The sequence below is a fragment of the uncultured Intestinimonas sp. genome (genome assembly GCF_944387245.1).
In the GTDB taxonomy this organism is placed as follows: domain Bacteria; phylum Bacillota; class Clostridia; order Oscillospirales; family Oscillospiraceae; genus Intestinimonas.
In genome coordinates, this window is sequence record NZ_CALXEE010000001.1 from 29,786 (window position 1) to 55,657 (window position 25,872).

General features: G+C 62.3%; 25 protein-coding genes. 22 read left to right on the forward strand and 3 right to left on the reverse strand.

The window, feature by feature from the left end; all coding sequences use genetic code 11:
* The first annotated feature begins 100 nt into the window (after positions 1-100).
* From Q0K15_RS00170 to Q0K15_RS00180, 3 genes are read left to right on the forward strand one after another with little or no spacing between them, the layout of a single operon-like run.
* Positions 101-943, forward strand: a complete 843-nt coding sequence (locus Q0K15_RS00170) for a mechanosensitive ion channel family protein (protein ID WP_294510218.1) — start codon at positions 101-103, stop codon at positions 941-943.
* A gap of 13 nt (positions 944-956) precedes the next feature.
* The gene (locus Q0K15_RS00175) at positions 957-1,532 is read left to right on the forward strand and encodes a hypothetical protein (RefSeq protein ID WP_294510221.1); all 576 of its coding nucleotides are present in this window, start codon (positions 957-959) and stop codon (positions 1,530-1,532) included.
* Between the two features lie 30 nt (positions 1,533-1,562).
* On the forward strand, positions 1,563-2,132 hold the full coding sequence (locus tag Q0K15_RS00180) for a hypothetical protein (RefSeq protein WP_294510224.1): 570 nt from the start codon (positions 1,563-1,565) through the stop codon (positions 2,130-2,132).
* A gap of 69 nt (positions 2,133-2,201) precedes the next feature.
* Here Q0K15_RS00180 and Q0K15_RS00185 read toward each other — a convergent pair whose 3' ends face one another.
* Entirely contained in the window at positions 2,202-2,684 is a 483-nt protein-coding gene (locus Q0K15_RS00185; protein WP_294510227.1) for a DUF4830 domain-containing protein, read from the reverse strand.
* 93 nt (positions 2,685-2,777) lie between these two features.
* On the opposite strand from Q0K15_RS00185, the gene Q0K15_RS00190 reads away from it, so the two are divergent.
* The 11 genes from Q0K15_RS00190 (at position 2,778) to murF (ending at position 14,714) form a co-directional block, all read left to right on the forward strand.
* Positions 2,778-3,488 carry a 16S rRNA pseudouridine(516) synthase gene (locus Q0K15_RS00190; protein ID WP_294510443.1) on the forward strand — a complete coding sequence of 237 codons (711 nt, stop codon included), beginning with the start codon at positions 2,778-2,780 and terminating at the stop codon, positions 3,486-3,488.
* A gap of 185 nt (positions 3,489-3,673) precedes the next feature.
* Positions 3,674-4,765 carry a helix-turn-helix domain-containing protein gene (locus Q0K15_RS00195; protein ID WP_294510230.1) on the forward strand — a complete coding sequence of 364 codons (1,092 nt, stop codon included), beginning with the start codon at positions 3,674-3,676 and terminating at the stop codon, positions 4,763-4,765.
* A 123-nt stretch (positions 4,766-4,888) separates the two neighbouring features.
* Positions 4,889-5,578 (forward strand): cell division ATP-binding protein FtsE, encoded by a 690-nt coding sequence (gene ftsE / locus Q0K15_RS00200; protein WP_294510233.1) that lies wholly within the window; start codon positions 4,889-4,891, stop codon positions 5,576-5,578.
* A 1-nt stretch (position 5,579) separates the two neighbouring features.
* Positions 5,580-6,458, forward strand: a complete 879-nt coding sequence (gene ftsX, locus Q0K15_RS00205) for a permease-like cell division protein FtsX (protein WP_294510236.1) — start codon at positions 5,580-5,582, stop codon at positions 6,456-6,458.
* Between the two features lie 31 nt (positions 6,459-6,489).
* Complete coding sequence (locus Q0K15_RS00210) at positions 6,490-7,770, forward strand: peptidoglycan DD-metalloendopeptidase family protein (RefSeq protein ID WP_294510238.1); 1,281 nt, start codon at positions 6,490-6,492, stop codon at positions 7,768-7,770.
* A 100-nt stretch (positions 7,771-7,870) separates the two neighbouring features.
* Complete coding sequence (locus Q0K15_RS00215; RefSeq protein ID WP_294510241.1) at positions 7,871-9,040, forward strand: S41 family peptidase; 1,170 nt, start codon at positions 7,871-7,873, stop codon at positions 9,038-9,040.
* Positions 9,041-9,133: 93 nt separating this feature from the next.
* A complete protein-coding gene (locus tag Q0K15_RS00220) occupies positions 9,134-9,841 on the forward strand; it encodes a hypothetical protein (protein WP_294510244.1) in 708 nt (235 codons plus the stop codon).
* A 142-nt stretch (positions 9,842-9,983) separates the two neighbouring features.
* Complete coding sequence (greA, locus tag Q0K15_RS00225; RefSeq protein ID WP_294510247.1) at positions 9,984-10,463, forward strand: transcription elongation factor GreA; 480 nt, start codon at positions 9,984-9,986, stop codon at positions 10,461-10,463.
* 26 nt (positions 10,464-10,489) lie between these two features.
* Positions 10,490-11,989, forward strand: a complete 1,500-nt coding sequence (gene lysS / locus Q0K15_RS00230; RefSeq protein WP_294510250.1) for a lysine--tRNA ligase — start codon at positions 10,490-10,492, stop codon at positions 11,987-11,989.
* Between the two features lie 245 nt (positions 11,990-12,234).
* Positions 12,235-13,290 carry a D-alanine--D-alanine ligase gene (locus Q0K15_RS00235; RefSeq protein WP_294510253.1) on the forward strand — a complete coding sequence of 352 codons (1,056 nt, stop codon included), beginning with the start codon at positions 12,235-12,237 and terminating at the stop codon, positions 13,288-13,290.
* A gap of 29 nt (positions 13,291-13,319) precedes the next feature.
* Entirely contained in the window at positions 13,320-14,714 is a 1,395-nt protein-coding gene (gene murF / locus Q0K15_RS00240) for a UDP-N-acetylmuramoyl-tripeptide--D-alanyl-D-alanine ligase (protein ID WP_294510256.1), read from the forward strand.
* A 50-nt stretch (positions 14,715-14,764) separates the two neighbouring features.
* Here murF and mtnA read toward each other — a convergent pair whose 3' ends face one another.
* Positions 14,765-15,790 (reverse strand): S-methyl-5-thioribose-1-phosphate isomerase, encoded by a 1,026-nt coding sequence (gene mtnA / locus Q0K15_RS00245; RefSeq protein WP_294510259.1) that lies wholly within the window; start codon positions 15,788-15,790, stop codon positions 14,765-14,767.
* Between the two features lie 72 nt (positions 15,791-15,862).
* On the opposite strand from mtnA, the gene abc-f reads away from it, so the two are divergent.
* From abc-f to Q0K15_RS00285, 8 genes are all read left to right on the forward strand, one after another.
* The gene (abc-f, locus tag Q0K15_RS00250) at positions 15,863-17,764 is read left to right on the forward strand and encodes a ribosomal protection-like ABC-F family protein (RefSeq protein WP_294510262.1); all 1,902 of its coding nucleotides are present in this window, start codon (positions 15,863-15,865) and stop codon (positions 17,762-17,764) included.
* A complete protein-coding gene (locus Q0K15_RS00255; protein ID WP_294510265.1) occupies positions 17,761-18,567 on the forward strand; it encodes a YdcF family protein in 807 nt (268 codons plus the stop codon). The genes abc-f and Q0K15_RS00255 overlap by 4 nt, the downstream gene beginning before the upstream one ends.
* Before the next feature lie 30 nt (positions 18,568-18,597).
* On the forward strand, positions 18,598-19,662 hold the full coding sequence (prfA, locus tag Q0K15_RS00260) for a peptide chain release factor 1 (protein WP_294510445.1): 1,065 nt from the start codon (positions 18,598-18,600) through the stop codon (positions 19,660-19,662).
* Positions 19,663-19,678: 16 nt separating this feature from the next.
* Positions 19,679-19,936, forward strand: coding sequence for a hypothetical protein (locus Q0K15_RS00265; protein WP_294510268.1), 258 nt, complete (start codon positions 19,679-19,681; stop codon positions 19,934-19,936).
* A gap of 155 nt (positions 19,937-20,091) precedes the next feature.
* Positions 20,092-21,108, forward strand: coding sequence for an L-threonylcarbamoyladenylate synthase (locus tag Q0K15_RS00270; protein ID WP_294510271.1), 1,017 nt, complete (start codon positions 20,092-20,094; stop codon positions 21,106-21,108).
* A gap of 56 nt (positions 21,109-21,164) precedes the next feature.
* Positions 21,165-21,911, forward strand: a complete 747-nt coding sequence (locus Q0K15_RS00275) for a hypothetical protein (RefSeq protein ID WP_294510274.1) — start codon at positions 21,165-21,167, stop codon at positions 21,909-21,911.
* On the forward strand, positions 21,908-22,507 hold the full coding sequence (coaE, locus tag Q0K15_RS00280; protein ID WP_294510277.1) for a dephospho-CoA kinase: 600 nt from the start codon (positions 21,908-21,910) through the stop codon (positions 22,505-22,507). The genes Q0K15_RS00275 and coaE overlap by 4 nt, the downstream gene beginning before the upstream one ends.
* Before the next feature lie 16 nt (positions 22,508-22,523).
* Positions 22,524-23,933 carry an aminopeptidase gene (locus Q0K15_RS00285; RefSeq protein WP_294510280.1) on the forward strand — a complete coding sequence of 470 codons (1,410 nt, stop codon included), beginning with the start codon at positions 22,524-22,526 and terminating at the stop codon, positions 23,931-23,933.
* A gap of 60 nt (positions 23,934-23,993) precedes the next feature.
* Here Q0K15_RS00285 and Q0K15_RS00290 read toward each other — a convergent pair whose 3' ends face one another.
* Positions 23,994-25,724 carry a glycosyl hydrolase family 18 protein gene (locus Q0K15_RS00290; protein ID WP_294510283.1) on the reverse strand — a complete coding sequence of 577 codons (1,731 nt, stop codon included), beginning with the start codon at positions 25,722-25,724 and terminating at the stop codon, positions 23,994-23,996.
* Between the last annotated feature and the right edge of the window lie 148 nt (positions 25,725-25,872).

A 25,872-nucleotide genomic window follows, 5' to 3' on the forward strand; every position in this document is an offset into this window, starting at 1 on the left:
GTGGACCATCTTTTTTCCACGGGTGGGTTCTCTTTTTTGCGGGCCCATGGTATACTGATAAAACAATACGACGACGGAAGGAAGAAAGGGGGCGGGGGAGATGTCGGCGGAGCTGCCCACCTCCACCACGACGCCGGAGGAGACAGTGGAGGTATTTGAGCAGATCGCCAAGGGGATGACCTGGGATAAGGCGCTCTACAGCGTGCTGCTTTTTCTGGTCTGCCTGGCGGTGATGAAGACGGTGATGTCCATCATCGACCGGACCATGACCCGGCTGAAGGTGGAGCCCACCGTACATAAGTTCACCCGCTCTTGCCTCAAGGTGCTGATGTGGGTGATCACCGGCCTGATCGTGGCGGGATATCTGGATGTCCCGGTCAACTCTCTGGTGACAGTGCTGGGCGTTATCGGTGTGGCGCTGTCCCTCTCTCTTCAGGGGAGCCTGTCCAATCTGGCTGGGGGCATTACGGTGATGGCCTCCCGTCCCTTTGCGGTGGGCGATTACGTGGAGGCTGGGGGCGTGTCCGGTACGGTCAACGAGATCGGCCTGGTCTACACGAAGCTGAAGACCATTGACAACAAAATCATCTTCATCCCCAACGGGGAAATCTCAGGGGAGAAAATCATTAATTATAACAAGCAGGAGCAGCGCCGGGTGGATCTCACCTTTACCGTCTCCTATGACGCCGACCCAGAGCAGGTCAAGGAGATCATGCGCCAGGTCATCGGCGCCCATCCAAAGGCGCTCTTCACGCCAGAGCCCTTTGTCCGCACCACCGCCCTGGGGGAGAGCAGCGTCAGTTATACGCTGCGGGCGTGGTGTGCCACGGAGGACTACTGGGACCTCTATTACGATCTGCTGGAGCAGGTTCGGGCTGCCTTTGACCGGGAGGGTGTGGAGCTCACCTATAACCACCTCAACGTACACATCATGAAAGAGTGAGGGGGAACTGCACATGTACGACGACAACCTGCTGGCCGGCAGAGGCCTGAGGCTCATGTTCGTCTCCCAACTGCTTGCCCTGATCGGGGGACTGATGAGGGAGGGTATCCTGGTCGGGGTTCTGAATTTGGTGGCCATTATAATGGGCATCGGGGCGCTCAATGTGGCTGCGCCCAGCCACCCCTATTTCAGCCGGGCATTTTGGCTCAATATCGTCCGGCTGGTACTTACCGGCCTGACAATTTTTAGCGGAGCATACCAGCTGACAGGACTGGCGATCGTGTTCTCTATAGCCAGCCTGGCTCTGGATGCATATATTGTCTATCTCGTCTGTACGGCAGCGGGACAGATCCTTATCATCAACGGTTATGCTACCCTGGCTGACAAGGGGGCCACCGTGTGGAAGGTCAATCTGTTCTGCACCATCGCCCTTGCCTGCTTTATGGTGATGGCCCTGGCGCCCATTTTGCTGATATTGGCCGGTGTGCTGGTGATCGGCACGGCAGTAGCCGCGCTGGTAGGCAGTATCTTGTATCTGAAGTTCCTTAGCAATGCCTACCATATCCTACTGGGCGTGGAGAATTTCTGAATCATGAAGGCATGAGGAGGAGAAAGAAGCATGTACGAGGACAATCTAGCAGTAGGAAAGAGCTTGAAACTACTCTTCATTGGTGAGATCCTGGCAGCGATTTCAGCAGTGCTGGGAGATAGCGGTCTGGCTGGCCTGGCAAGTCTTGCCTCTCTCATCCTGAACCTGATCGCTTTGAGTATGGCTGCGCCTACGCATCCCTATTTCCGCACGGCCTTTCAAGTCAACATCGCCCTCATTGTTTTAGGAGTCGCACAGGTGATCCTGACACTGACAGGGATGGTGGCCCTGGCAATTCTGGCGGTCGTTGCAGAAGCGGTGCTGGGGGTGCTGAACGTCTACCTGATCTGCACAGCGGCGGGACAGTTCCTCACGGTGAACGGATACGCTGCCTTGGCCGCGAAAGGTGTCGTGGTGTGGAAACTCTATCTGATCTGCTCGGTGGCCATGGTGGTATTCATGGTGCTGCTCCTGGTCCCCTTTGTACAGATCATCGCAGTGTTCCTGGTGATCGGCACGGCGGTGGCTATGCTGGTGGGCGCCATTTTGTACATGGTATTCCTCTACAACGCCTATCATGCCCTGCTGTACGGGCAGTAAACGGGCAAAGGCTGCCGGAAAAGCCGCAGGGACTTTTCCGGCAGCCTGTCTTGTTGTGCGATGGACGGCTCAGCTGGGCATGGCCAGGCCCTGGATAAAGCCGCCCAGCTTGGTGGAGAGGACCTCGCCGGCCACTACGGTATTTTTGTAGATGAGGAGGCCGGCCTCCACGCCCTGCTCCCCGGAGGGGTAGTTGGTCACCTCGTAGGTGTACCGCTTCACCCGCTTGCCTTTGTACTGGGTGAGGTCAAAGCCCTGCTGGGCCTGGAGGGCCAGGTACTGATCGTAGGTTTCGTCGAACTCCTCGGGGATGAGGAGCTCCTCCACCGACACCGCCTCGGGAGAGACGGTCCAGCCGTAGCTTTCCAGATAAGCCACCCGGTCCTCATTGGTCTTGATGCCCTTGGGGCTGGCAGGGGCGGGGGAGACGGCATCCACCTCACCGGGGGAGAGGCCGCCGGCAAGGACAACTGCTCCGCACAGCGCCAGCAGCAGCGCCGCCGCACCGGCGGCCAGCCTCCCCCGGCGCAGTTTGGCAGTCCAGATAAACACAGCGCAACGCTCCTTCCATGCTGGTCTCAAGGGATTGATATGCGGGAAGGAGCGCTGCTATGACCACGGAAAAGGAGCGAAAGCAATATGGCATTGGAGCGGCTGGATAAGATTCTCTCCGGCACCGGGCGCTGGTCCCGACGGGAAGTGAAGGACCTGGTGAAGGCCGGGCGGGTGACGGCGGACGGTGCTGTGGTCCGGCGGCCGGAGGAGAAATTCGACCGGGCGTCCACGGTGCTGGCGGTGGACGGCGAGGAGGTGGACGGGGAGAAGTGTGTCTACCTCATGATGCACAAGCCCGGCGGGGTGCTGTCGGCCACTGAGGACCCAAAGCAGCCCACGGTGCTGGATCTGTTGCCGCCCCACCTGCGGCGGATTGGCCTCTTTCCGGTAGGCCGGCTGGATAAGGACACCGAGGGGCTCCTGCTCCTCACCAACGACGGACCTCTGGGCCACCGGCTCCTGGCGCCCAAAAAGCACGTGGACAAGGTCTACTTCGTCCGGGTGGACGGCAAACTGGACAAAGCGGACAGCGCCGCCTTCCGGGGGGGAATGACGCTGGGGGATGGGCTCCAATGCCTGCCGGCGGAGCTGGAGGTGCTGGAGCCGTCGGACACCGGTCTGGTCACCCTTCGGGAGGGGAAGTACCACCAGGTCAAGCGGATGCTGGCCGCACGGGGCAAGCCGGTTGTCTATCTCAAGCGGCTGTCTATGGGCCCTATCGTACTGGACCGGGACCTGGCGCCCGGGAGCTGGCGGCCGCTGACAGAGGTGGAGCGAGAAGCTCTGGAAGGGTTGCGATGACCCTCCAGCCCCCCATGAAAGACCTCACTTGAGGTTCTTCGGCATTTTTCACAAAAAAATGCGGATTCCCTATTGAAAAGGGAGAAAAAAACCAGTATAATAGAAAAGCCGGATTTGACGTTGTTCAGTGAACCGGCTGTTTGAGATTTTTGCGCAATGATGCGCTGAGAAGGGGGCAACGCACGATGTCCAGCCGGATTTTCCAAAGCGTGGTTTTGCAGATGAAGGACAGCACCGACCGCGCCATCGGCGTCATCGATTCCGAAGGAACGGTGGTAGCCTGCAATGAGCTTACCTGCATTGGAGAAAAGTGGGGCGGTGCGGTGGAAGCGGTGAACGCCGCGGAGACCGAGCTGGTAGCCTTTGGAGGGAACACTTTCAAGCCACTGGCGGGGTGGAGCTCCCAGTTTGACTATGCCGCCTTTGCCCGGGGCGAGGATGAGACCGCCCGCACAGTGTGCGCCATGGCTGTAGTGGCGCTGAATGGGGCCAAGGCCTATTATGAGGAGAAGCACGACAAGGCCACCTTTGTCAAGAGCATCATCTCCGACAACATTCTCTTGGGGGACATCTATGTCCGGGCCAAGGAGCTCCACTTTGTCTCCGAGGTGCCCCGAGCCGTATTCCTGATCCGCCAGGTGGGCACCACCGACATGGCCGCCATCGACGTGGTTCAGTCCCTCTTCCCGGACAAGCAGTCGGACTTTGTCCTCTCCATCAACGAGACCGACCTCACCCTCATCAAGCAGCTGGGGGACGGGGTGGAGGCCAAGGACCTCTACCGCATCGCCGAGCAGGTGGAGAACGCCCTGAAGAACGAACTGGGGCTGAAGGTGGTCATCGGCGTGGGCACCGTGGTGGGTCACATCCGGGAGCTGGCCCGGGCCTACAAGGAGGCCCAGGTTGCCATCGATGTGGGCAAGGTCTTCGACACCGAGAAGTCCATCATCAACTATGAGAACCTGGGCATCGGACGGCTCATCTATCAGCTGCCCACCACCCTCTGCGAGATGTTCCTCCAGGAGGTCTTCAAGAAGAACCCCATCGACTCTCTGGACCAGGAGACCCTGTTTACCATCAACAAGTTCTTTGAGAACAACCTGAACGTCTCCGAGACGGCCCGGAAGCTCTTCGTCCACCGGAACACCCTGGTCTATCGGCTGGAGAAGATCAAGAAGCTCACCGGCCTGGACCTCCGGGAGTTCGACGATGCCATCACCTTCAAGGTGGCCCTGATGGTCAAGAAGTATCTGGTGTCCAGAGGCATCGAATCTTAATTACACATGATCTGCGGCGGGGGCGGTGCCCCCGTCCTACCGAGTCTCAGTCTTGCGTTTTTTGGTAGGGCGGGGGGAACTGCCCCCGCCGCTGTCGCTGTGCCTTATTTGTGAGGATTGCATATGATACGTCTTATCGATGTACAAAAGACCTATGACAACGGTACCCGGGCGCTCAAGGGCATCTCCATGAAGATTGAGGATGGGGAATTTGTCTTTTTGGTGGGGCCTTCCGGATCTGGAAAGTCCACCATTCTGAAGATTATTACCGGCGAGGTGACCTGCTCCGGGGGACGCATCATGGTCAACGGGTATAACATGAACAACATCCGCCCACGACAGATCCCATACATGCGCCGGACCCTGGGGGTCATCTTCCAGGATTTCCGTCTCATCGAGAAAAAGACGGTAGAGGAGAATCTGACCTTCGTCATGCGGGTGGTGGGGGCCTCCCCCCGGGAGATCCGGAAGCGGGTGCCCTACGTCCTGCAGCTGGTGGGCCTGGACCACAAAGGGGACCGGCTCCCCACAGAGCTTTCCGGCGGTGAACAGCAGCGTGTGGCCATCGCCCGGGCCCTGGTGAACAACCCACAGGTCATCGTGGCCGATGAGCCCACCGGCAATCTGGACCCCCAGCGCTCCCTGGAGATCATGATGCTGTTGGAGAAGATCAATGAGCTGGGCACTACCGTCATGGTTGTGACCCACGAGAAGGAACTGGTCAACCGCTTCTCCAAACGAGTGGTGGCCATTGAGAGCGGCCGGATCATCAGCGACGGAATGGGTGGGTATTACAACAATGAGTCAGTATAATATGGGTTATCACATGAAAGAGGGCTTCCACAGCATCTTCACCCACGGCCTGATGTCCTTTGCCGCCGTGTGTATGATCGTGGCTTGCCTCATCATCATGGGCTCCTTTTCCCTTGTGGCAGTCAACCTGGACAACACCCTGGGAGATCTGGAGGCCCAGAACGAATTTACCGCCTATGTGGACGACAGCCTAACCGAGGCACAGGCCCGGGCCCTCCAGTCTAAACTGGAGGCGGTCCCCAATGTGGACTCTGTGACCTTCGTAACAGCGCAGCAGGCGCTGGAGAATTACAAGCAGCGCTATGTGGACAGCGAGTACGCCGAGCTCTTCGACCTGCCGTCGGAGGTCTTGCGCCACCGCTATCAGATCCATGTGGTGGACATCGAAAAGCTGGCCCAGACGGTCAAGGAAGTGGAGCAGGTGGACGGCATCGCCAAGACCCAGGCCGCCCTGGACGTGGCCCAGGGCTTCGTCACCGTCCGGAATGTGGCAGGCGCAGTGGCGTGGATTCTGATCCTGATGCTGCTTATCATTTCCCTCTTTATCATCGCCAACACCATCAAGTTGGCTACCTTCCACCGCCGGGAGGAGATCGCCATCATGAAGATGTGCGGCGCTACAAACTGGTTCGTCCGATGGCCGTTCATCTTTGAAGGTATGATCCTGGGCCTCATCGGCGCATTGCTGGCCTTCTTCCTCCAGTGGGGAATTTACAGCCTGATTGTCACCGCTATCACCGAGTACGGCGGGCTGCAGCTCATTGCCATCGTCCCCTTTAAGACCCTGGCCCTCCGGGTGCTGGGGGCCTTTGCGGCGGCCGGCCTGGCCATTGGTGCCGGCGGCAGTCTGTTGGCCATCCGCAAGTTCCTGCAGGTGTGACCTGCACCGACCTGGGAAAGGAGAAACGAACGTGTCCGAAGCAAAGCGTGTCCCCAAGAAAGCGGCGGCCAAACGCCCCAAGCGGGACTGGCATAAAACTGTGGTGGCGCTGCTGGCCCTGCTGATGGCGCTGCTGATGATCCTGCCCATGGTGACCATGGTGTTCCAGACGGCGGGGGCCGCCACCCAGGAGGAGCTCCAGTCGCAGATCGATGCGGGAAAGTCCCAGGTGGCCGATCTGAACGACCAGATTGACGCCCTGGGGGAGCAGCTGGACAGCATCCAGAACGACAAGAATCAGGCTCTGCAACAAAAAAGTCTACTGGAGCAGCAGATCAATGCTCTTACCGAAAGCATCAACGGCGTCAGTGCCACCATCGCCCAGTACGACCAGCTCATCGCCGAGAAGGAGACACAGGTGGCCGAGACCCAGGCCAAGGAGGAGGAACAGTATGCCCTCTTCTGTAAACGGGTGCGGGTGATGGAGGAGATGGGCACTGTCTCCTACTGGGATATCCTGTTCGGGGCCTCCAGCTTCTCCGATCTGCTGGATCGGGCCACCATGGTCAGCGAGATCATGGACTATGACAATCAGATCATGGACGAGCTGGCGGCCACCCGTCAGGAGCTCCAGACCCAGCAGGAGAGCCTGGAGGCCTCCCGCGCCGACCAGCAGGCCCAGAAGGACGAGCTGGAGGGTCAGAAGAGCGAGCTGAACGCCAAAAAGACAGAGGTGGACCAGCTGATTGAGAGCATCAAGGCGGACGAGTCCAAGCTGGAGCAGGCGGAGGCCGAGCTGAAGGCGGAGGCCGACCGCATCGATGCCCAGATCGTTCAGAAGCAGAAGGAGCTCCAGTCCCTCATCGCCGCCGGACAGATCAGCTTTGATCCCGGTTCCGGCTGGCAGTGGCCGGTCCCCGGGTACTACACCATTACCTCCACGTTCGGACCCCGAATCCACCCCATCACCGGGCGGCCAGGCAACCACACCGGCACCGATATCGCCGCCCCCGGCGGCACCAAGATTCTGTCGGCCCGGGGCGGTGTGGTGACCATCTCTACTTATAACAGCTCCTATGGCAACTACGTGGTGGTCCAGCACGACAACGGCATCTCCACCCTCTACGCCCATATGAATTCCCGGGCGGTCTCCGAGGGCGATGTGGTGACCCAGGGCCAGGTGCTGGGTTACGTGGGCACCACCGGCTCCTCTACCGGCAACCACCTGCACCTGGAGTTCCGGGTCAACGGCAGCCGGACCGACGCGCTGAACTATTATCCGTCGCTGGCCGGTCAGTTCCGTTACAGCTGATCTGAGCGGTCCACAGATTTCCTTGTAATTACAATATGGCAGGAAGGGAGGAGACGGGGCGAGAGCCCCGTCTCTGCTCTTTTATAAGGAGGCCTCTGCGTTGAAAGAGAAGCGTTTTTCCCTGTTGGCGCTGGTGGTCACCGCCCTGCTGGCGGCGGCGGTGACAGTAGCCGTCCTGGCTGGGGCGGCCTGGGTGCTCTTGGGGCGGGCCGGACTGGGGATGGCACAGGCCATGGTCCTCATCAACACCCAGTTTGTGGGAGAGCACGACATTGATAAAGCGGTGGACCAGGCCATGGATGCCCTCATCGAGGGCCTTGGGGACCGCTGGTCCTACTATATGGACGCCGACGGCTATGCCGCCCAGCAGGAGAGCCGCAGCAACTCCTATGTGGGTATCGGCGTCACCGTCACCTATCCCGAGGAGGGCGGCATGCTTATCCAGTCGGTGACCGAGGGGGGACCAGCGGAGGAGGCCGGCCTGACGGCCGGGGAGCGGATCGTGGCGGTGGACGGCACCGAACTGACGGCGGAGAACCAGCAGGAGGGTACCACTCTCATCAAGGGGGAGGAGGGCACCCAAGTGGTGCTCACCATCATGTCCGCTGACGGAGTGCGCCGGGAGGCGGCGGTAACCAGGAGGACAGTGGAGAAGCACCCGGCCAAGGGGGAGCTTCTGAGCGACAGCACGGGGCTGATTACCATCAAGAACTTCAACAGCCGCTGTGCCGAGGAGACCATCGCTGCCGTGGAGGACCTGGTGGAGCAGGGGGCGGAGCGGCTGGTCTTTGACGTGCGTAACAACGGCGGCGGCTATGTAGATGAGCTCACCACCCTGCTGGACCACCTGCTGCCAGAGGGGGACATCTTCCGCAGCGAGACCAAGGCGGGAGCAAAACGGGTGGTCACCTCGGATGCCGACTGTGTGGACCTCCCCATGGCGGTGTTGGTCAACGGGAACACCTATTCGGCGGCGGAACTCTTCGCAGCTGAGCTCCAGGAGATGGACTGGGGCGTGGTGGTGGGAGAGCCCACCTTCGGCAAGGGCTTCTCCCAGCAGACCTTCCCCCTGCTCAACGGAGATGCCGTCAACATCTCTACTGCCCGGTATTACACCGGAAAGGGCGTCTGCCTCATCGGGACCGGCCTCACCCTGGACCAGAAGGTCACCCTGACCGAAGCGCAGAGCGCGGCTCTGGCCGCCGGCAGCCTGGCGCCGGAGGACGACCCCCAGCTTCAGGCCGCCCTGGCACTGCTGGAGGAAAACTGAACCAACGGCTCCGGAAGACCTGTGCTTCCGGGGCTGTTTTATCCCTTGGATAAAGGGAAATGGAGGCGCATATCCTTTCCCGAGGTGAGTGAGATGACAGGCCATATCGTACCCGGGTCGGGAAACCGCTTCCTGATCCGTCTCTCCCGGGAGAGGCTGCTGGGGCTGTCCCTGCTGCGTGGGGAGATACCGGGGAGTGCCCTGACGCCCCGGCGGGTCCGGCGGACAGCAAGGGCTCTCCGAAAGGCGGGGGTGATCCGGGTGTTGGCCCCGGAAGGATTTCCCCTCTGGGAGGAGGTGTTGGCCCAGGGGCTCCGACCGGTGGAGACGGGGGAGCTGTGCCGGGCTATGGCCGTGCCGATTGCCCTGGCGGCGCTGGCGGGGGACGGGGTGCCGCTCCGGCAGGCCAGCGTGACCCTGCAAGGGGACAGGGTCACCCGTGCCCTGCGGGCGGCGGCCATGGAGCTGTGTCCCCAGGTGCGTCAGCTCCTGGTGGAGGTCCCCGCCGGCGGCGAGGAGCTTCAGCGGGAGCTGAACCGGGAGTTCGGGCTGCCGGTGGTGGAGGGCGGGCCAGAGAGATGGACCCACCTGGCCCTGTGTTTCTCACCGCCTGGGGAGGGGAGAAGGGGGCGGATCGTGGATCTCTCAGGGGAGACGCCCGGGCTGGCGGAGTACCGCTTCAACCTGCGGGAGGGCGCTCTTCCGGGTGACGCCGCCGCCCTGCCTCTGCTTGCCGCCCTGTGGGCCTCCGGCCGGCTGGAACGGGGCGATATTACCGTGCAGGCCCATTTTCACACTTGACAGACTGGAGGAAAGTACATATAATACAGAATAATGTAAAGGTATCACTATTTGCATAGCAGATTATGACCGATAACGGTCTTTCCAGGGGAATTTACCCCCATTTCCGCCGGAAAAGGCGCAGAAAGGAAGCAGAAACAGCATGGCGAAAGAGTATAAACTGAGCCCTGAGCGGTTCAAGGCGCTCCAGGATGAGCTGGTCTATCTGAAAACCGTCCGTGAAAAGGAAGTGGCCGACCAGATCAAGGAGGCCCGGTCCTTTGGCGATCTGAGCGAGAACAGCGAATACGACGAGGCCAAGAACGAGCAGGGCAAGCTCTACTCCCGGATTGCGGAGGTGGAGGGTATCCTCCAGAACTGCGTGGTCATCGAGGAGGCCCACGACGCCAACCACAATGCAGTGCGTCTGGGCAGCAAGATCACGGTCCTGGACAAGGAGTTCAACGAGGAGGAGGTCTACCAGGTGGTGGGCTCCCAGGAGGCCGACCCCATGAACGGCCTCATTTCTGAGGAATCTCCCTTCGGCAAGGCCCTGCTGGGCAAGGTCGTCGGAGATGACGTGGTGGTGGAGGCGCCTGCCGGCGTCCTGCGCTACCAGGTCTTAGATATTCAAAAGGCCTGAGAAAGGCAAGACAGGAGGAACCCGAAATGACAGAAGAGAAGAACACAGGCGCTCCCGAGGAGCTGGACCTGTCCGAGCAGAGACGCATCCGCCGCGCCAAGCTCAAAGAGCTCCAGGACGCGGGTCAGGACCCCTTCCAGATCACCAAATACATCGTCACTGCTCACAGCGCCGATGTGAAAGAGAAATTTGATGAGATGGAGGGCAAACAGGTCTCCGTGGCGGGCCGGATCATGTCCAAACGTGGCATGGGCAAGGCCGTGTTCTGCGATCTTCAGGACGGGAAGGGCCGCATCCAGCTCTATGTCCGCATCGACGAGCTGGGCGAGGAGCCCTTTGCCAAGTTCAAGAAGACCGATATCGGCGACATCGTGGGCGTCGAGGGCGAGGTCTTCAAGACCAAGCGGGGCGAGATCTCCATCAAGGCCCATAAGGTCACCCTCCTGTCCAAGTCCCTCATCCCCCTGCCTGAGAAGTTCCACGGTCTGAAGGACACCGAGACCCGGTTCCGTCAGCGCTACGTGGACCTCATCATGAACGAGGATGTGCGCCGGACCTTCGAGATCCGCACCAAGTTCATCAAGCACGTCCGTGCCTATCTGGATGCCCGGGACTATATGGAGGTGGAGACCCCCGTCCTCAACACCATCTCCGGCGGCGCCACTGCCCGGCCCTTCATCACCCACCACAACACCCTGGACATCGATATGTATATGCGTATCGCCACCGAGCTCCATCTGAAGCGCCTCATCGTGGGCGGCTTCGAGCGGGTGTACGAGATCGGCCGCATCTTCCGCAACGAGGGCATGGACCCCAAGCACAACCCCGAGTTCACCTCCATTGAGCTCTATGAGTCCTATGCCGACTTCCACGACATGATGGACATCACCGAGGGCATCCTGTCCTCCGCCGCCAAGGAGATCCTGGGCGACTACCACGTCCAGTGGCTGGGCACCGACATCGACCTGACTCCCGGCTGGCAGCGGCTGACCATGATCGACGCCGTGAAGCAGTATGTGGGTGTGGACTTCGACGCCATCAGCGACGACGAGACCGCCTGCAAGGCCGCTGAGGCCGTGGGCATCGACCTGGAAGGCTGCGAGCGCACCTGGGGCACCGCCCTCTACGAGTGCTTCGACCAGCGGGTGGAGGAGAAGCTGATCCAGCCCACCTTCATCACCATGTACCCGGTGGAGGTCTCCCCCCTCACCAAGCGTTCTCCCAAGGACCCCCGCCTCACTGAGCGGTTCGAGCTCTTCATCAACCACGCCGAGTTTGCCAACGCCTTCTCCGAGCTCAATGACCCCATCGACCAGCGGGGCCGCTTCGAGCATGAGATCGCCCTCCGTGAGGCCGGCGACGACGAGGCCGGCATGATGGATGAGGACTTCATCAACGCCCTGGAGTACGGCATGCCCCCCACGGGCGGCCTGGGCATCGGCATCGACCGCTGCGTCATGCTGCTGACCAACTCCGATACCATCCGCGAGGTCATCCTCTTCCCCACCATGAAGCCCCTGGACTAAAGGTCCGGATTTTTGGGGAAATCCAACGATTGTGAAACAGAGCCGCTGACACCGTCAGCGGCTCTGTTTTTGCCCTTTGCTCTCCCCGGGAAAGAGAAGGGATGTGGGACATTCATGTTGAGATTTTTACAACGATATGGTAAAATAATATATTCGTGAGAGAAGCGCCGAAAATCCAGTGTCTTTTCCGGCGTTTCCGCATATCCTGTCAGTGAGGAACCAATTCCGAGAGGAGTTTTGTCTGCATGAAGATCGTGGTCTTGGCCGGCGGACTGAGTCCCGAGCGCAACGTATCCCTGTCCTCGGGCGTCATGGTGGCGGAGGCGCTGCGGAGCCGCGGCCACCGGGTGGCCCTGGTGGATCTGTATTTTGGCTTGGAGAACTGGGAGGGAACGCCGGAGGAGGTCTACGATGCCCCGGCGCCCGAGAAGTGGCGAAGGGTAGATCACACCGCTCCCGACCTGGATGAGATCCGTGTCCAGCGGAAGTGGAAGAGTGAGAGCCAGTTCGGTCCGGGGGTGCTGGAGTTGTGTGCCGGCGCTGACGCCGTCTTTTTGGCCCTCCACGGCGCCTGCGGTGAGGACGGCCGGGTACAGGCCGCCCTGGACCTCATGGGTATCCCCTATACCGGCTCTGGCCACCTGGGCAGCGCCATCGCCATGGATAAGGACCTGACCAAGCGCCTGTGTGCCCAGGCCGGAGTGGCTACCCCCCAGTGGAGGCTGCTGGAGTATACCGAGGCGGAGATCCCCACTCTGAGCCAGAGCCTGGAGCTCCCCCTGGTGGTGAAGCCCATGGACTCCGGCTCCTCCATCGGTGTGTCCATCGCCCGCACTCCCGCCGAGCTCACGGCAGCTCTCACCTCCGGACTGAGCTTCGGCGGTAGGGTCATCGTGGAGCAGTATGTCTCGGGCCGGGAGATCCAGGTGGGCGTGCTGGAGGAGAAGGCCCTGCCCTCCATCGAGATCATCCCCAAGCAGGGCTTTTACGACTACGAGAACAAGTACCAGCCGGGGGCGGCGGTGGAGGTCTGCCCGGCGCCGGTGGACCCGGAGCTGGAGACCCTGCTGGAGGAGACGGCCCAGAAGGTCCACGCCCTGGTGGGCCTGGCGGTGTACTCCCGCAGCGATTTCATTGTGGATGCCCAGGGGAAGCCCTGGTTTTTGGAGATCAATACCCTGCCCGGCATGACCCCCACCAGCCTCCTGCCCCAGGAGGCGGCGGCGGTGGGCATCGATTATCCCACCCTGTGTGAGCGCATCCTCACCGCCTCCCTGGAAGCCCGGAAGGCCGGACGTTGAGAGAAGCAGAAAAAGGAGAAGGTCATACTATGGAGCCCATTACCATACGAGAGATCATTGCGGCCGTGGACGGCAAACTGCTGGGGGAATTCACCGATCTGGACCAGACGGTGACCCACGTTTTCACCGACAGTCGGAAGCCTGATCCCGGCGCCCTTTTCATCCCCCTGGTGGGGGAGCGCTTTGACGGCCACGCCTTCATCAACGATGCCCTGGAGGGCGGCGCGGCCGGCTGCTTCACCCAGCGGGAGCGGGAGAGCTATCTGCCCGGCAAGTTCTATATCAAGGTGAACAGCACCCAGAAGGCCCTCCGGGACCTGGCCCGCTGGTATAAGCGGAAGTTCCCCATCCCCTACGTGGCCATCACCGGAAGCGTAGGAAAAACCACCACCAAGGACATGGTGGCGGCGGTGCTGGGGGAGCGGTTCAAGGTCCTCAAGACGGAAGGCAACTTCAACAACGAGGTGGGGTTGCCCCTCACCCTGCTGCGCCTGAACAGCACCCACGAGATCTGTGTGCTGGAGATGGGCATGAACCACTTTGGGGAGATCGAGTACCTCGGCGCCATCGTGGAGCCCGATGTGGCCGTCATCACCAACATCGGTGACTCCCATATCGAGAACCTGGGTTCCCGGGAGAACATCCTCAAGGCCAAGTGTGAGATCTTTTCCCACATGGATCCGGAGAAGGGCTTCGTGATCCTCAACGGGGACGATCCCCTCCTGGCTGCCCTGCGGCCCACCCTGGCCTTTGAGACGGTGTCGGTGGGTACGGCGGAGGGCCTGGAGTACCGGGCCACCGACGTGTCGGCGGACGGGGAAAAGAGCGTCTGCTGCCATGTGACCACCCCCGGCACCGATTTTGACGTCCAGATCCCCGCTCTGGGCAGCCACATGCTCTATCCCACCCTTACCGCTGCGGCGGTGGCGGAGCACTTCGGCATGACCAGCGAGGAGATTGCCCGGGGCATTCTGCGCTTTGCACCCACCAAGATGCGCATGAACATCCTCAAGCGGGGGAACGGCATCACCATTCTCAACGACACGTACAACGCCAACCCCCAGTCCATGCGGGCGGCGGTGGAGGTGCTGGCCAAGACCGGCTCGGGCTACAAGATCGCTGTACTGGGCGATATGTTCGAGCTGGGGCCCTTCGCCCCCAACCTCCACGCCGGGGTGGGCGCCTATCTGGCCAAGGCGGGCATCGACTGCCTGCTGGCGGTGGGTGAACTGGCCCAGCACATCTACAAGGCCGCCCAGGAGGCCAATGTGGCCGAGTCCTTCTGGTGCCTGACCAAGGAAGAGGCCAAGCCTATTCTGGAACAGCTGGTGCGTCCCAATTCCACCATTCTGGTGAAGGCCTCCCGGGGCATGGCCTTTGAAGAACTGGTGGACTACCTTAAGTCCATCACGGAGGAGCCGTAAGGGAAACGAAAAGCCGTGCCGCAACAGCGGCACGGCTTTTGGGGGATACTTCAGCCGAAGAGCTCGGCCAGGCGCTCGTCAAAGGGCGGGTGGATGACCCCCTTTTCGGTGACGATGCCGGTGAGGAGCTTGTGGGGGGTCACATCAAAGGCGGGATTGTAGACACCCACGCCCTCCGGCGCCGTCTGCACCCCGGCGAAGTGTGTGACCTCGTGGGGGTCCCGCTGCTCGATAACGATGTGCTTCCCGTCGGGGATGGACATGTCGATGGTAGAGGAGGGCAGCACGGTGTAGAAGGGGATGCCGTGGTAAGCGGCCAGCACTGCCACCCCATAGGTGCCGATCTTGTTGGCGAAGTCCCCGTTTCGGGCCATGCGGTCGCAGCCCAGAAAGACCATGTCGATCTTGCCCTGGGCCATGAGGGAGGCCGCCATGTTGTCGGTGATGAGGGTGGCGGGGATGCCGTCCTTCACCAGCTCCCAGGCGGTGAGCCGGGCGCCCTGGAGGAGGGGCCGGGTCTCGTCGCAGTAGACCATCTCCACATTCCCCTTGGCGTGGGCGGCACGCACGACGCCCAGGGCGGTGCCGTAGCCGCCGGTGGCGATGGCGCCGGCGTTGCAGTGGGTGAGGATTCGGGCGCCGGGGGGTACCAGCTCGGCGCCGTACCGGCCGATCTTCCGGTTCATGGCGATGTCCTCCCGGTGGATGGCCTCGGCCTCCCGGGTGAGAACGGGGATGGCCTCAGCGCCGCTGCCGGCGGCAGAGAGGGTGAGCTTCATCCGGTCCAGGGACCAGAAGAGGTTGACCGCCGTGGGCCGGCTGGCAGCCAGGTCCTTCATGGCCCGGTCCATACTGGCCCGAAAGTCCTCGAGGGTCTGGTCCCGGAACTCCATGGCGGCCAGACACACGGCGTAGGCCGCGGCGATGCCGATGGCCGGGGCGCCCCGGACCACCAGGCGCCGGATGGCGTCCACCACCTTTCGGTAGTCGGTGTAGTCGTCCCAGACTTCCTCCGTGGGGAGCCGGGTCTGATCGAGAAGGGCAAGGGAATCCCCCTGCCAGCGAATGGCGTCCATGGAGCATGGCCTCCTTATTTCAGCAAATTTTTACGTGTTCATCATACCACATCGGGGAGCGGGAGTAAACGAATGATAGACATATCCGTGTCAAACGTCAGTAAAGAATTTGAAGTGGGCCGGAAGATCCTGGACGGGGTCACCTTTCAGGTGGACACCGGGGAGCGGGTGGGCCTGCTGGGCAAGAACGGGGCGGGCAAGACCACCCTGTTCCGCATCCTCACCGGAGAGCTGGAGCCCGACGAGGGTCAGGTGTCGGTGGCCTCGGGTAAGCGGGTAGGGCTCATCTCCCAGATCCCGGTGTACCCCGACGGCTATACGGTGGAGATGGTGCTGCGGGCGGCCTTCCAGCGGCTCAAGGACATGGAGGGGGAGATGGAGACCCTCACCGCCCGGATGGCGGCGGGGGAGAGCGACCCCGCCCTCCTGCGCCGGTACGACGCCCTGACCGCCGCCTTCGAGTCCGGCGGCGGCTACGACGTGGAGACCCCCCTCAACAAGGTGTGCAACGGTCTGGACATTTCCGCCGATATGCGCCAGCGGCCCTTTGCCGACCTCTCCGGCGGAGAGAAGACCCGGGTTAACCTGGGCCGGCTCATCCTGGAGGACACTGACGTGCTGCTGCTGGACGAGCCCACCAACCACCTGGACCTGCGCTGTACCGAGTGGCTGGAGGACTACCTCTCCCGGTTCAAGGGCACCGTTCTTACCATCTCCCACGACCGCTGGTTCCTGGACAAGGTGGTGAGCCGGGTCATCGAGCTGGAGAACGGCAGGGCTGAGTTCTACGCCGGCAATTACAGCTACTATGTGGAGGAGAAGGAGCGCCGCTATCAGGAGAAGCTCAAGCAATACGAGAAGGAGCAGGCCAAGATCGAGCAGCTCCAGGCAGCGGCGGACAAGATGCACCTGTGGGCCTTCATGGGCAATGACAAGCTCCACAAGCGTGCCTTCTCCATGGAAAAGCGGATCGAGCGCCTGCGCAAGACGGACAAGCCCCGGAAGGACCGAAAGCTGGAGATCAAGTTTGGCGAGCGGGAGTTCCGGGGGGACGAGGTCATGGTCATCAAGGACCTGAAGAAGTCCTTCGGGGACCGTACCCTCTTCGAACATGTGGACCTGGAGGTGGTGGGGGGCGAGCGCATCGCCCTGTTGGGGGACAACGGCACCGGCAAATCCACCCTCATTAAGATGATCATGGGGGAGGAGGTCCCGGACGCGGGCAAGATCCGGCTGGGCCCCACGGTGAAGATCGGCTACCTGCCCCAGATCATCCACTTTGACCGGCCCGACCGGAACCTGGTGGACACCATGCTCTACGCCCAGAACTGCTCCACCCAGGAGGCCCGGGACCGGCTGGCCGCCTTCGACTTCCGGGGGGAGGACGTCTTCAAGAGCGTCTCTACCCTCTCCGGCGGCGAGCAGTCCCGGCTGCGGCTGTGCATGCTCATGGACAACAAGATTAACCTCCTCATCCTGGACGAGCCCACCAACCACCTGGACCTCAACTCCCGGGAGTGGATCGAGGAGGCGGTGGCCGACTATACCGGGAACCTCCTCTTTGTCTCCCACGACCGCTACTTCATCAACCAGTTTGCCACCCGGATCTGGATGCTGGAGGACGGAAAGATCACCGACTTTGAGGGGACCTTTGCCGAGTACCGGGCCTGGAAGGAGAAGAAGCTGCCGGCGCCGCCCCCGAAAAAGGAGGAGGCACCGGTGAAGAAGGAGAAGCCCAAGCGCACCGGCGGCACCAAGATGCTGGAGAAGGAGGTGGCCGCCGCAGAGCGGGAGGTCACAAAGGCGGAGGAGCGGATGTACGACCTCACCCAGGAGATCGAGGCCTCCAGCAGCGACTATCTGAAGCTCACCGAGCTCTACGAGCAGCGTGAGGCTCTGGAGGAGGAGATCGCCCATCTCTACGCCGTCTGGGAGCGGCTGAGCGCCGAGCTGGAGGAGGCGAAGGCGGAGTGAATACAAGGCCTTACCGGCCCTATCAGGGGGCTGGGCGCTGGGGCGGCGTGCTGGTGGGACTGGGTGTCCTTCTGGTGATTGCTGCCCTGGTGATGTTCCTGATTGCCCCCTTCAGCCTGCAAAAATTCGCCGCCTTCCCGGCGGCTGGGGGCGTCTACCTGATCCTCTATGGCCTCACCGCCCGGTGTGAGATCTCCACGGGCCGGATGCTGCGCCGCATCCTGCTGGCGCTGCTGGCCCTGGCCCTCATCGCCTTTGGAGTCCTGGAAGCGGTGGTGCTTACCGGCGGCCGGACGGAGATTGCCCAGGGGGAGGACGAGCCGGAGGTTATGGTCATCTTCGGCTGCCAGGTGAAGCCGTGGGGGCCCTCGGAGCTTCTCCAGGACCGGCTGGACACCGCCCTTACTTATCTGGACGACCACCCAGACATGACGGTGGTGGTCTCAGGTGGTCAGGGCCCTGACGAGCCCATGAGCGAGGCCCAGTGCATGTACGACTATCTGGTGGAGCACGGCGTAAATGGGGAGAACATCGTGCTGGAGGACAACTCCAGCAACACCTGGGAGAACATTCAATATACATTGGAACTGTTCCAGGATGGTACAGTGGAGCCCACGGGGAAGATCCTGGCCGTGTCCAACGGCTTCCATCTTGCCCGCATCCGGCTGCTGTGGAGCCGGGAGTGGGAGGGGACCTATACCCTCTCCACCCTGGCCGCCCCCTCCAGCCATCTGCCCTCCCGGCTGTCCATGTACCTCCGGGAGCCCTTTGCCCTGGTCAAGTCCTGGCTGCTGGACCGGTAGCATAAAACCCACATTGAGGAGCACGCTATGCTGGAAGAGAAACTCAAGGCATTGGAAAATCAATACGCCGAGCTGGAGGCCCGGCTGGCGGCGCCGGAGACCTACGACGACCCGGCCCGGGTGGCCCGGCTCAACAAAGAGCAGCGGGAGCTGGAGCCGGTGGTCACCACCTACCGGGCCTGCGTGAAGCGCCGGCAGGACCTCCATGAGGCCGAGGGCCTCCTGTCCGACCCGGACATGAAGGAGCTGGCCATGGAGGAGTACGCCGCCGCCAAGGCCGACATCGAGGCCCTGGAGGAAAAGCTGAAGATCCTGCTGCTGCCCCGGGACCCCAACGACGACAAGAACGTCATCGTGGAGATCCGGGCTGGGGTGGGGGGCGAGGAGGCGGCCCTCTTTGCCCACTCCCTCTACCGCATGTACACTATGTACGCCGAGTCCCGCCACTGGCATGTGGAGGTGGACTCGGCCAATGAGACCGAGCTGGGCGGCGTGAAGGAGATCTGCTTTACCATCGACGGGGACGGGGCGTATAGCCGCCTGAAGTTTGAAAGCGGCGTCCACCGGGTCCAGCGGGTGCCCGAGACGGAGAGCGGAGGGCGTATCCACACCTCCACCGCCACGGTGGCCGTGCTGCCCGAGGTGGACGAGGTGGACTTTGAGCTCAACCCCGCCGACATCGAGATGCAGGTCTTCCGGTCCTCCGGCGCCGGCGGCCAGCACGTGAACAAGACCTCCTCCGCCGTGCGGCTCATCCACAAGCCCACCGGCACGGTGGTGGAGTGCCAGCAGGAGCGCAGCCAGTTCCAGAACCGGGATAAGGCCATGCAGCTGCTGCGGTCCCGGCTTTATGAGGAGAAGGTCCGGGAGCAGGAGGCGTCGGTGACGGCGGAGCGCCGCAGCCAGGTGGGCACCGGCATGCGCAACGAGCGCATCCGCACCTATAACTTTCCCCAAGGCCGGGTCACCGACCACCGCATTGGTTTGACCTTATACCAGATCGACGCCATCATGGACGGGAACCTGGACGAGATCATCGACGGCCTCGTCACCGCCGACCAGGCCGAGCGCATGAAGGCCAGTCAAGAGGAATAAAAGGAGATCGAAGACCATGGAAATGCTGATTCATTTTAATGCCCTGCCCCAGGGCCTGACCCTGGACGCCGTGAAGTCCGACCTGGCCCTCCTGCTGGAGGATGACGGCTGGCTCACCGGCTCCGGCGAGCATCACATCGAGCTGGAGCTGGAGGACGAGAAGGCCAACCCCAAATACGGTATCCTAACGGTGAAGGGCTATCTGCAAAAGGCCAAATTTACCCCGGACACCACCATCGAGCTGGCGGGGGTGCCGGTGGGCATCTACGAGTGACGGAGGGACCTCATTTATGAAGACGGCCATTTCCATTGTGAACATCGTGTTCGGCGCGGTCCTGATTGCCGCCGGTGTGGTGAGCCTGGTGCTCAACTGCCGGGAGAAGGGCCGGGAGCGTTGGCGCTGAACGGAAGAGATCGAGGCGAAGAAGCATGAAGACAGAGAAACTGACCGCCGCCGACGTGGAGCAGGCCGCGGCCATCCTGCGGCGGGGCGGCCTGCTGGGGATTCCCACCGAGACGGTGTACGGGCTGGGGGCCAACGGCCTGGACCCCGAGGCGGTGGCCCATATCTTTGAGGCAAAGGGGCGGCCCCAGGACAACCCCCTCATTCTCCATGTCCCGTCGGCAGAGTGGCTGGAGCGGTACTGCCAGCACATTCCCGACGCCGCCTACACCCTGGCGGCGCGGTTCTGGCCGGGCCCCCTCACCATGATTTTGGAGCGCAAGCCGGTGGTGCCCGATGTGGTTACCGCCGGACTGAACACCGTGGGCATGCGCTGCCCTGCCCACCCGGTGTGCCGGGCCATCATCGCCGCCGCCGGTGTGCCGGTGGCGGCCCCGTCGGGGAACACCTCCGGCCGGCCCAGCCCCACCAACATGGCCGACATGCTGGAGGATATGGAGGGGAAGATCGACGGCATCGTGGACGGCGGCCCCTGCTCCGTTGGGGTGGAGTCCACCATCATCGACCTCACCGAGCAGCCGCCCCGGCTGCTGCGGCCCGGCGGCATCACCCTGGAGGAGCTCCGGGACGCCCTGGGGGAAGTGGCCGTGGACCCGGCAGTCACCCGTCTCATGGGGGCGGGTGAGCATCCCCGGGCCCCCGGTATGAAGTACCGCCACTACGCCCCCAAGGCCCCCGTCACCGTGGTGAAGGGGGATGCGGCGGAAACCGCCGCCTACATCCAGGCCCATCTGGAGGAGGGTGAGGGCGTGGTCTGCTTCGACGAGTACGCCGGCCTATATGCCGGTCACACTGTGGAGAAGCTGGGGCCGGCGGCGGACAAGGCCGCCCAGGCCCGTAACGTCTTTGATGCCCTCCGAGCCTTTGACGGGACCGACGTCACCGCCATCTGGTCCCAGTGCCCCGACGAGAGTGGGATCGGACTGGCCATCTCCAATCGCCTCAACAAGGCAGCAGGCTTCCACATCATCGATCTGACCTGAAGCCGTAGACGAAGCGGCGAAAATGGTGTATGATACCGGAGGGAGGAGGGAGTGCCATGCAGATGCTCTTGGTGCTTTTGATCCTGATTGTCCTGGCCATTTTAATCGTCCTGGATGTCCGGCAGAAGCTGGACCTGGGCCACCCGGTGTTTGTGCTGCTGACGGCCGTGGGGTATTTCTGCTCCGTGGTGTGGACGGTGGCCCTGGCGCTGCTGGCCCTGATTGAGACCCTGGACGGCGGCTCCCTGCTGGCCTGGGGAAAGGTGGCCCTGTCCACCCTGCCCGGCACCCTGTTCGGGCTCTACGTCCTCCTGCGAGCCAACCTCACTCCCATGCACCGAAAGAGCACCTCACCGGCCCGACGGACAGTCCGCCTGTTGGATGACGGCCTGGTCATCGGCCTGCCCCTCCAGGTGGCGGTGGTGGTGGGCTATGTGCTGGTCTCTGTTGGTCTCCACAGCATGTTCCAGGGCCCCCTGTGGATGCTGCCCTTATACCCTCTGGTGCTGGCAGTCCTGTGGCCCATGATGCACCTGGTGTTCCATGTGGCCATCGTGGCCATCGCTTTGGACCCACTCATCCTGCTGGTTGCCTTTCTCATCGGCCTGTTATGGACCGTCCAGGTGATTTTCCTGGCCCACGGCTCGGTCCGAGGCTGCCTGATTGCGAAAAAGAGCGCCGGGTCTCTGGTGGCCCATATTTTGTTGAGCTTCGTTCCGGTGGTCAACCTGGTGTTGGCCATCCGTCTGCGCTGCGCCATGAGAAAAATGGAAGTTCCCGTGTGGGAGGAGGTCCAGGTATGAAGATCATCGGTATCACCGGCCCCACCGGGGCGGGCAAGACCACGGTGCTGAACGCCCTCACGTCTCTGGGTGCCTGCATCATCGACGCCGACGCGGTGTACCACCGCCTGTTGGAGGAGAGCGCCCCCCTGCGGGAGGCCCTCACCGCCCGCTTCGGGGACATCTGCGACGGGGTGGGTAAGATCGACCGCAAGAAGCTGGGCAATGTGGTTTTTACGGACCCTGCCGCCCTGTCCGAGCTCAATGTCATCACCCACCGCTTTGTGGGACAGGCCATCGACCAGCTCTTGACGGGAGCGGAGGAGTCCGGCTGCCCCGCCGCCGCCATCGACGCCATTGCCCTCATCGAGAGCGGGCTGGGGGAGCGGTGTGACGCCGTAGTGGGGGTCATCGCCCCTGCGGAGGTGCGCATCCGGCGCATCATGGCCCGGGAGGGCATTTCCGAGGAGTACGCCCGCAAGCGGGTGAGCGCCCAGAAGGGGGAGGACTTCTTCCGGGCAAACTGCGATTATGTGCTGGAAAATACGGAGGACGACACGCCCGAGACCTTCGGGGATCGGGCCCTGGTCCTCTTTACTGAAATCTTAGATCATTGAATAGGAGGTTATTCCCATGGAAGAGAAAAAGAACGCCGGCGATCAGCGCCGGGATGCCATCCTGTACCGGCCCAAGAACGGCTGGGATCGGATCAGCGCCGCTCAGGAGGCGGAGCTGAAGAGCTACTGTGAGGACTATAAGAAGTTCCTGGACAACAGCATGACCGAGCGGGAGGCGGTGGAGAGTGCCATCGCCATGGCCGAGGCCAAGGGTTTTAAGCCCTTTGTCCGGGGCATGGCCCTGAAGGCCGGCGACAAGGTCTACCGCTCCAACCGGGGCAAGGCCATCATGCTGGCCGTGGTGGGCAGCGAGTCCCTGGACCAGGGCGCCAACATCTGCGCCGCCCACATCGACTCCCCTCGCCTGGACCTGAAGCCCAACCCCCTCTATGAGGACGCCGAGCTGGCCTTCTTCAAGACCCACTACTACGGCGGTATCCGCAAGTACCAGTGGGTGACCATCCCCCTGGAGCTCCACGGCGTGGTGGCTCTGAAGGACGGCTCTACCGTGAAGGTGGTGGTGGGTCCCGCCGCCGGCGACCCCATCTTCACCATCGACGACCTGCTGCCCCACCTGGGTGCCGAGCAGGCCAAGAAGCCCCTCAGCGAGGCCATCCCTGGCGAGAACCTCAACGTTCTCATCGGCAGCCGTCCCTTCGCCGGCGACGAGGGCTCTGACCGGGTGAAGCTGGCCATTATGGACATCCTCAACCAGAAGTACGGCATCGTGGAGGAGGACTTCATCTCCGCCGAGCTGGAGGTGGTCCCTGCCTTCCGGGCCTCCGACGTGGGCTTTGACCGGTCCCTCATCGGCGCCTACGGCCACGACGACCGGGTGTGCGGCTACGCCGCTCTGGCCGGCCTGCTGGACCTGGAGGAGGTCCCCGCCAAGACCGCCGTGTGCATGCTGGCGGACAAGGAGGAGATCGGCTCCGAGGGCGTGAGCGGCATGCAGTCCGCCGCCTTTGATACCTTTATGTCCGACCTGTGTGACGCCCAGGACGTGAAGCTGAAGGCCTGCTATGAGAAGTCCTTCTGCCTCTCTGCCGACGTCACCGCCGCCTTTGACCCCAACTTCCCCGAGGTCTATGAGAAGCGCAACAGCGCCAAGGCCAACTATGGCATTGGTCTGGCCAAGTACACCGGGGCCCGGGGCAAGTCCGGCTCCTCCGACGCCTCCGCCGAGGTGGTGGCCAAGATCCGGGCCGTGCTGGACGACGCCGATGTGGTGTGGCAGATGGCCGAGCTGGGCAAGGTGGACGCCGGCGGCGGCGGCACCGTGGCCTGCTATATGGCCAACCGGGACATCGACACCATCGATGCCGGTGTGCCCGTGCTGAGCATGCACGCTCCCTTTGAAACCGTGTCCAAGCTGGACTGCTATATGACCTATGCGGCCATGAAGGCGGTCTACCTGTCCAAGTAATATTTCTGCGTTAAAAGTGCCCTGTTTCCCGCTACAGTGGGAAACAGGGCACTTTTCTGTTCAGAGGAGAAAGAGAGCGGAGAACCGCTCCAAAATCACGGCCAGCTCTGCCCGGGTAGCGGTGCCGCCGGGGACCAGAGTGGTCTGGGTTCGGCCGGTGAGCAAGCCGGTATCCACTGCCCAGGCCATGGTGGTCCTGGCGTAGGAGCTGATCTGGGCGGCGTCGGTGTAGCCGGAAAGACTGGACCTGCCGGAAGTGTCGTAGCCCTGATATTTGGCGTACCGGAAGAGCAGGGTGGCCAACTGCTCCCGGGTGACCGGGTCCTCCGGTCCAAAACGGCCGTTTTCATAGCCCAGGACAATCCCTTCTTCCGCTGCCCAGGCCACCGCCTGGGTGTACCAGGTGCCGGCCTCCACATCGGGAAAGGAGGGGGCTTCGGCCTCGGGGCTGCCCGCCAGACGGTGGAGGATGGTGGCTGCCATGCTCCGGCTGATGGGCAGGTGGGGGGAGAATAGGTTAGCAGAGGTGCCGGTCATCCAGCCCTGCTCGTGGACATAGGCCACGGCGGCGGCATACCAGGTGCCGGTGGAGACGTCGGTAAAGGGAGCACCCCCCAGCTGGGAGACGGCGCTTTCGATGAGAACGGCGCCCCTGTCCTGGGAGAGCTCCCAGAAGCCGATGCCCTGGAGGTCCAGATCCCGGGCCAGAGCGGCTTTCTCAGCTATGGACTCCGGGTCATCGTAAGAGAGAAAGCTGCCATTGCCATAGAGATAGGGGACCTTGGCCTCGGTGTGCCAAAGCTGCCGGTAGGCCGGGTCGGAGAGGTAAGTGGTCACCAGCGTGTCATAGGGAATGGAGCGGGCGGTGGTAAAGGTGCTATAAAGCCCGTTTTGATTGCCGCTCACGCCGTCATAGCGGTAGCCGTAGAGGGGCATGCCCAGCACCAGCTTGTCCGCGGGCACGCCCTTTTCCAGATAGGCCTCCACGCTGTCGCTGACGCTGCTCTGGTAGTGGGGGGCCTGGCCGGAAGGCGTATAGAGGGGAGCATTAAAGTCGGCGTACGTGTCCCAGGGGCCGTGAATGTCGTAGGCCATGAGGAAGATGTGGTCCACCACGTCGGCTACGGCGGTGGGCTGGATGTTGCTGAGGTACCAGTCCCCCGCGGCGCCGGCGATGGTCAGCTGGTAGTCCTTCCCGTCCCGTTTTCCCTGGCGGTCCAGTTCCTGGCGGATGGCTCGGAGGAGCAGGGTGAAGTTCTGCCTGTCCTGGGGACGGTGGTTGGTGCCGGCGGTGCCGCCGGAGACCGGGTATTCCCAGTCCAGATCGATGCCGTCCAGATCATGAGCGGAGAGAAGCACTGCACAGCTCTGGGCAAAGGTGGCTCGTCCGGCGGCGGTGGCAGCCACATCGGAGAAGTGGGCGGAGTAGTCCCACCCACCAACCGACAGTATGAGCTTCAGATGGGGATATTCCTCCCGAAGTGCCCGGAGAGCGGCAAAGTTTTTTTCATCCTGTGCAGGATTGTCCAGGGCCAGGGTACCGGCATCCGGGTCAATCATGGCAAAGGCGTAATTGATGTGGGTCAGCAGGTGGGCGGGGATGTCCGAGGCCCGGTAGCCCTGGTAGGCTGACCAGCCGGCATAATAGCCCACCACAGTGCTCTGGGGATAGGTGTATGTATCGGTATCCGCCCCTGTGCCAGCGGGGACGGCTCCCACCGGCGGGCGCAGCAGCAGGAGTGCGGCACAAAGAAGGAAGGTGCGCCGCAGAAAAGGCTTTGGAAAAGACATAGAGCGCTCCTTTTTCGCGGATATGTGCACTTATTGTACCTAAAATGGAGCGCAGAGACAAGGAAAGGATATTCCCAGCTCTTCCGTGTGTTGGGTATAGAGGAAAAAGAATGCCGCCTGACCCGTATGGGTCAGGCGGCATATGCTT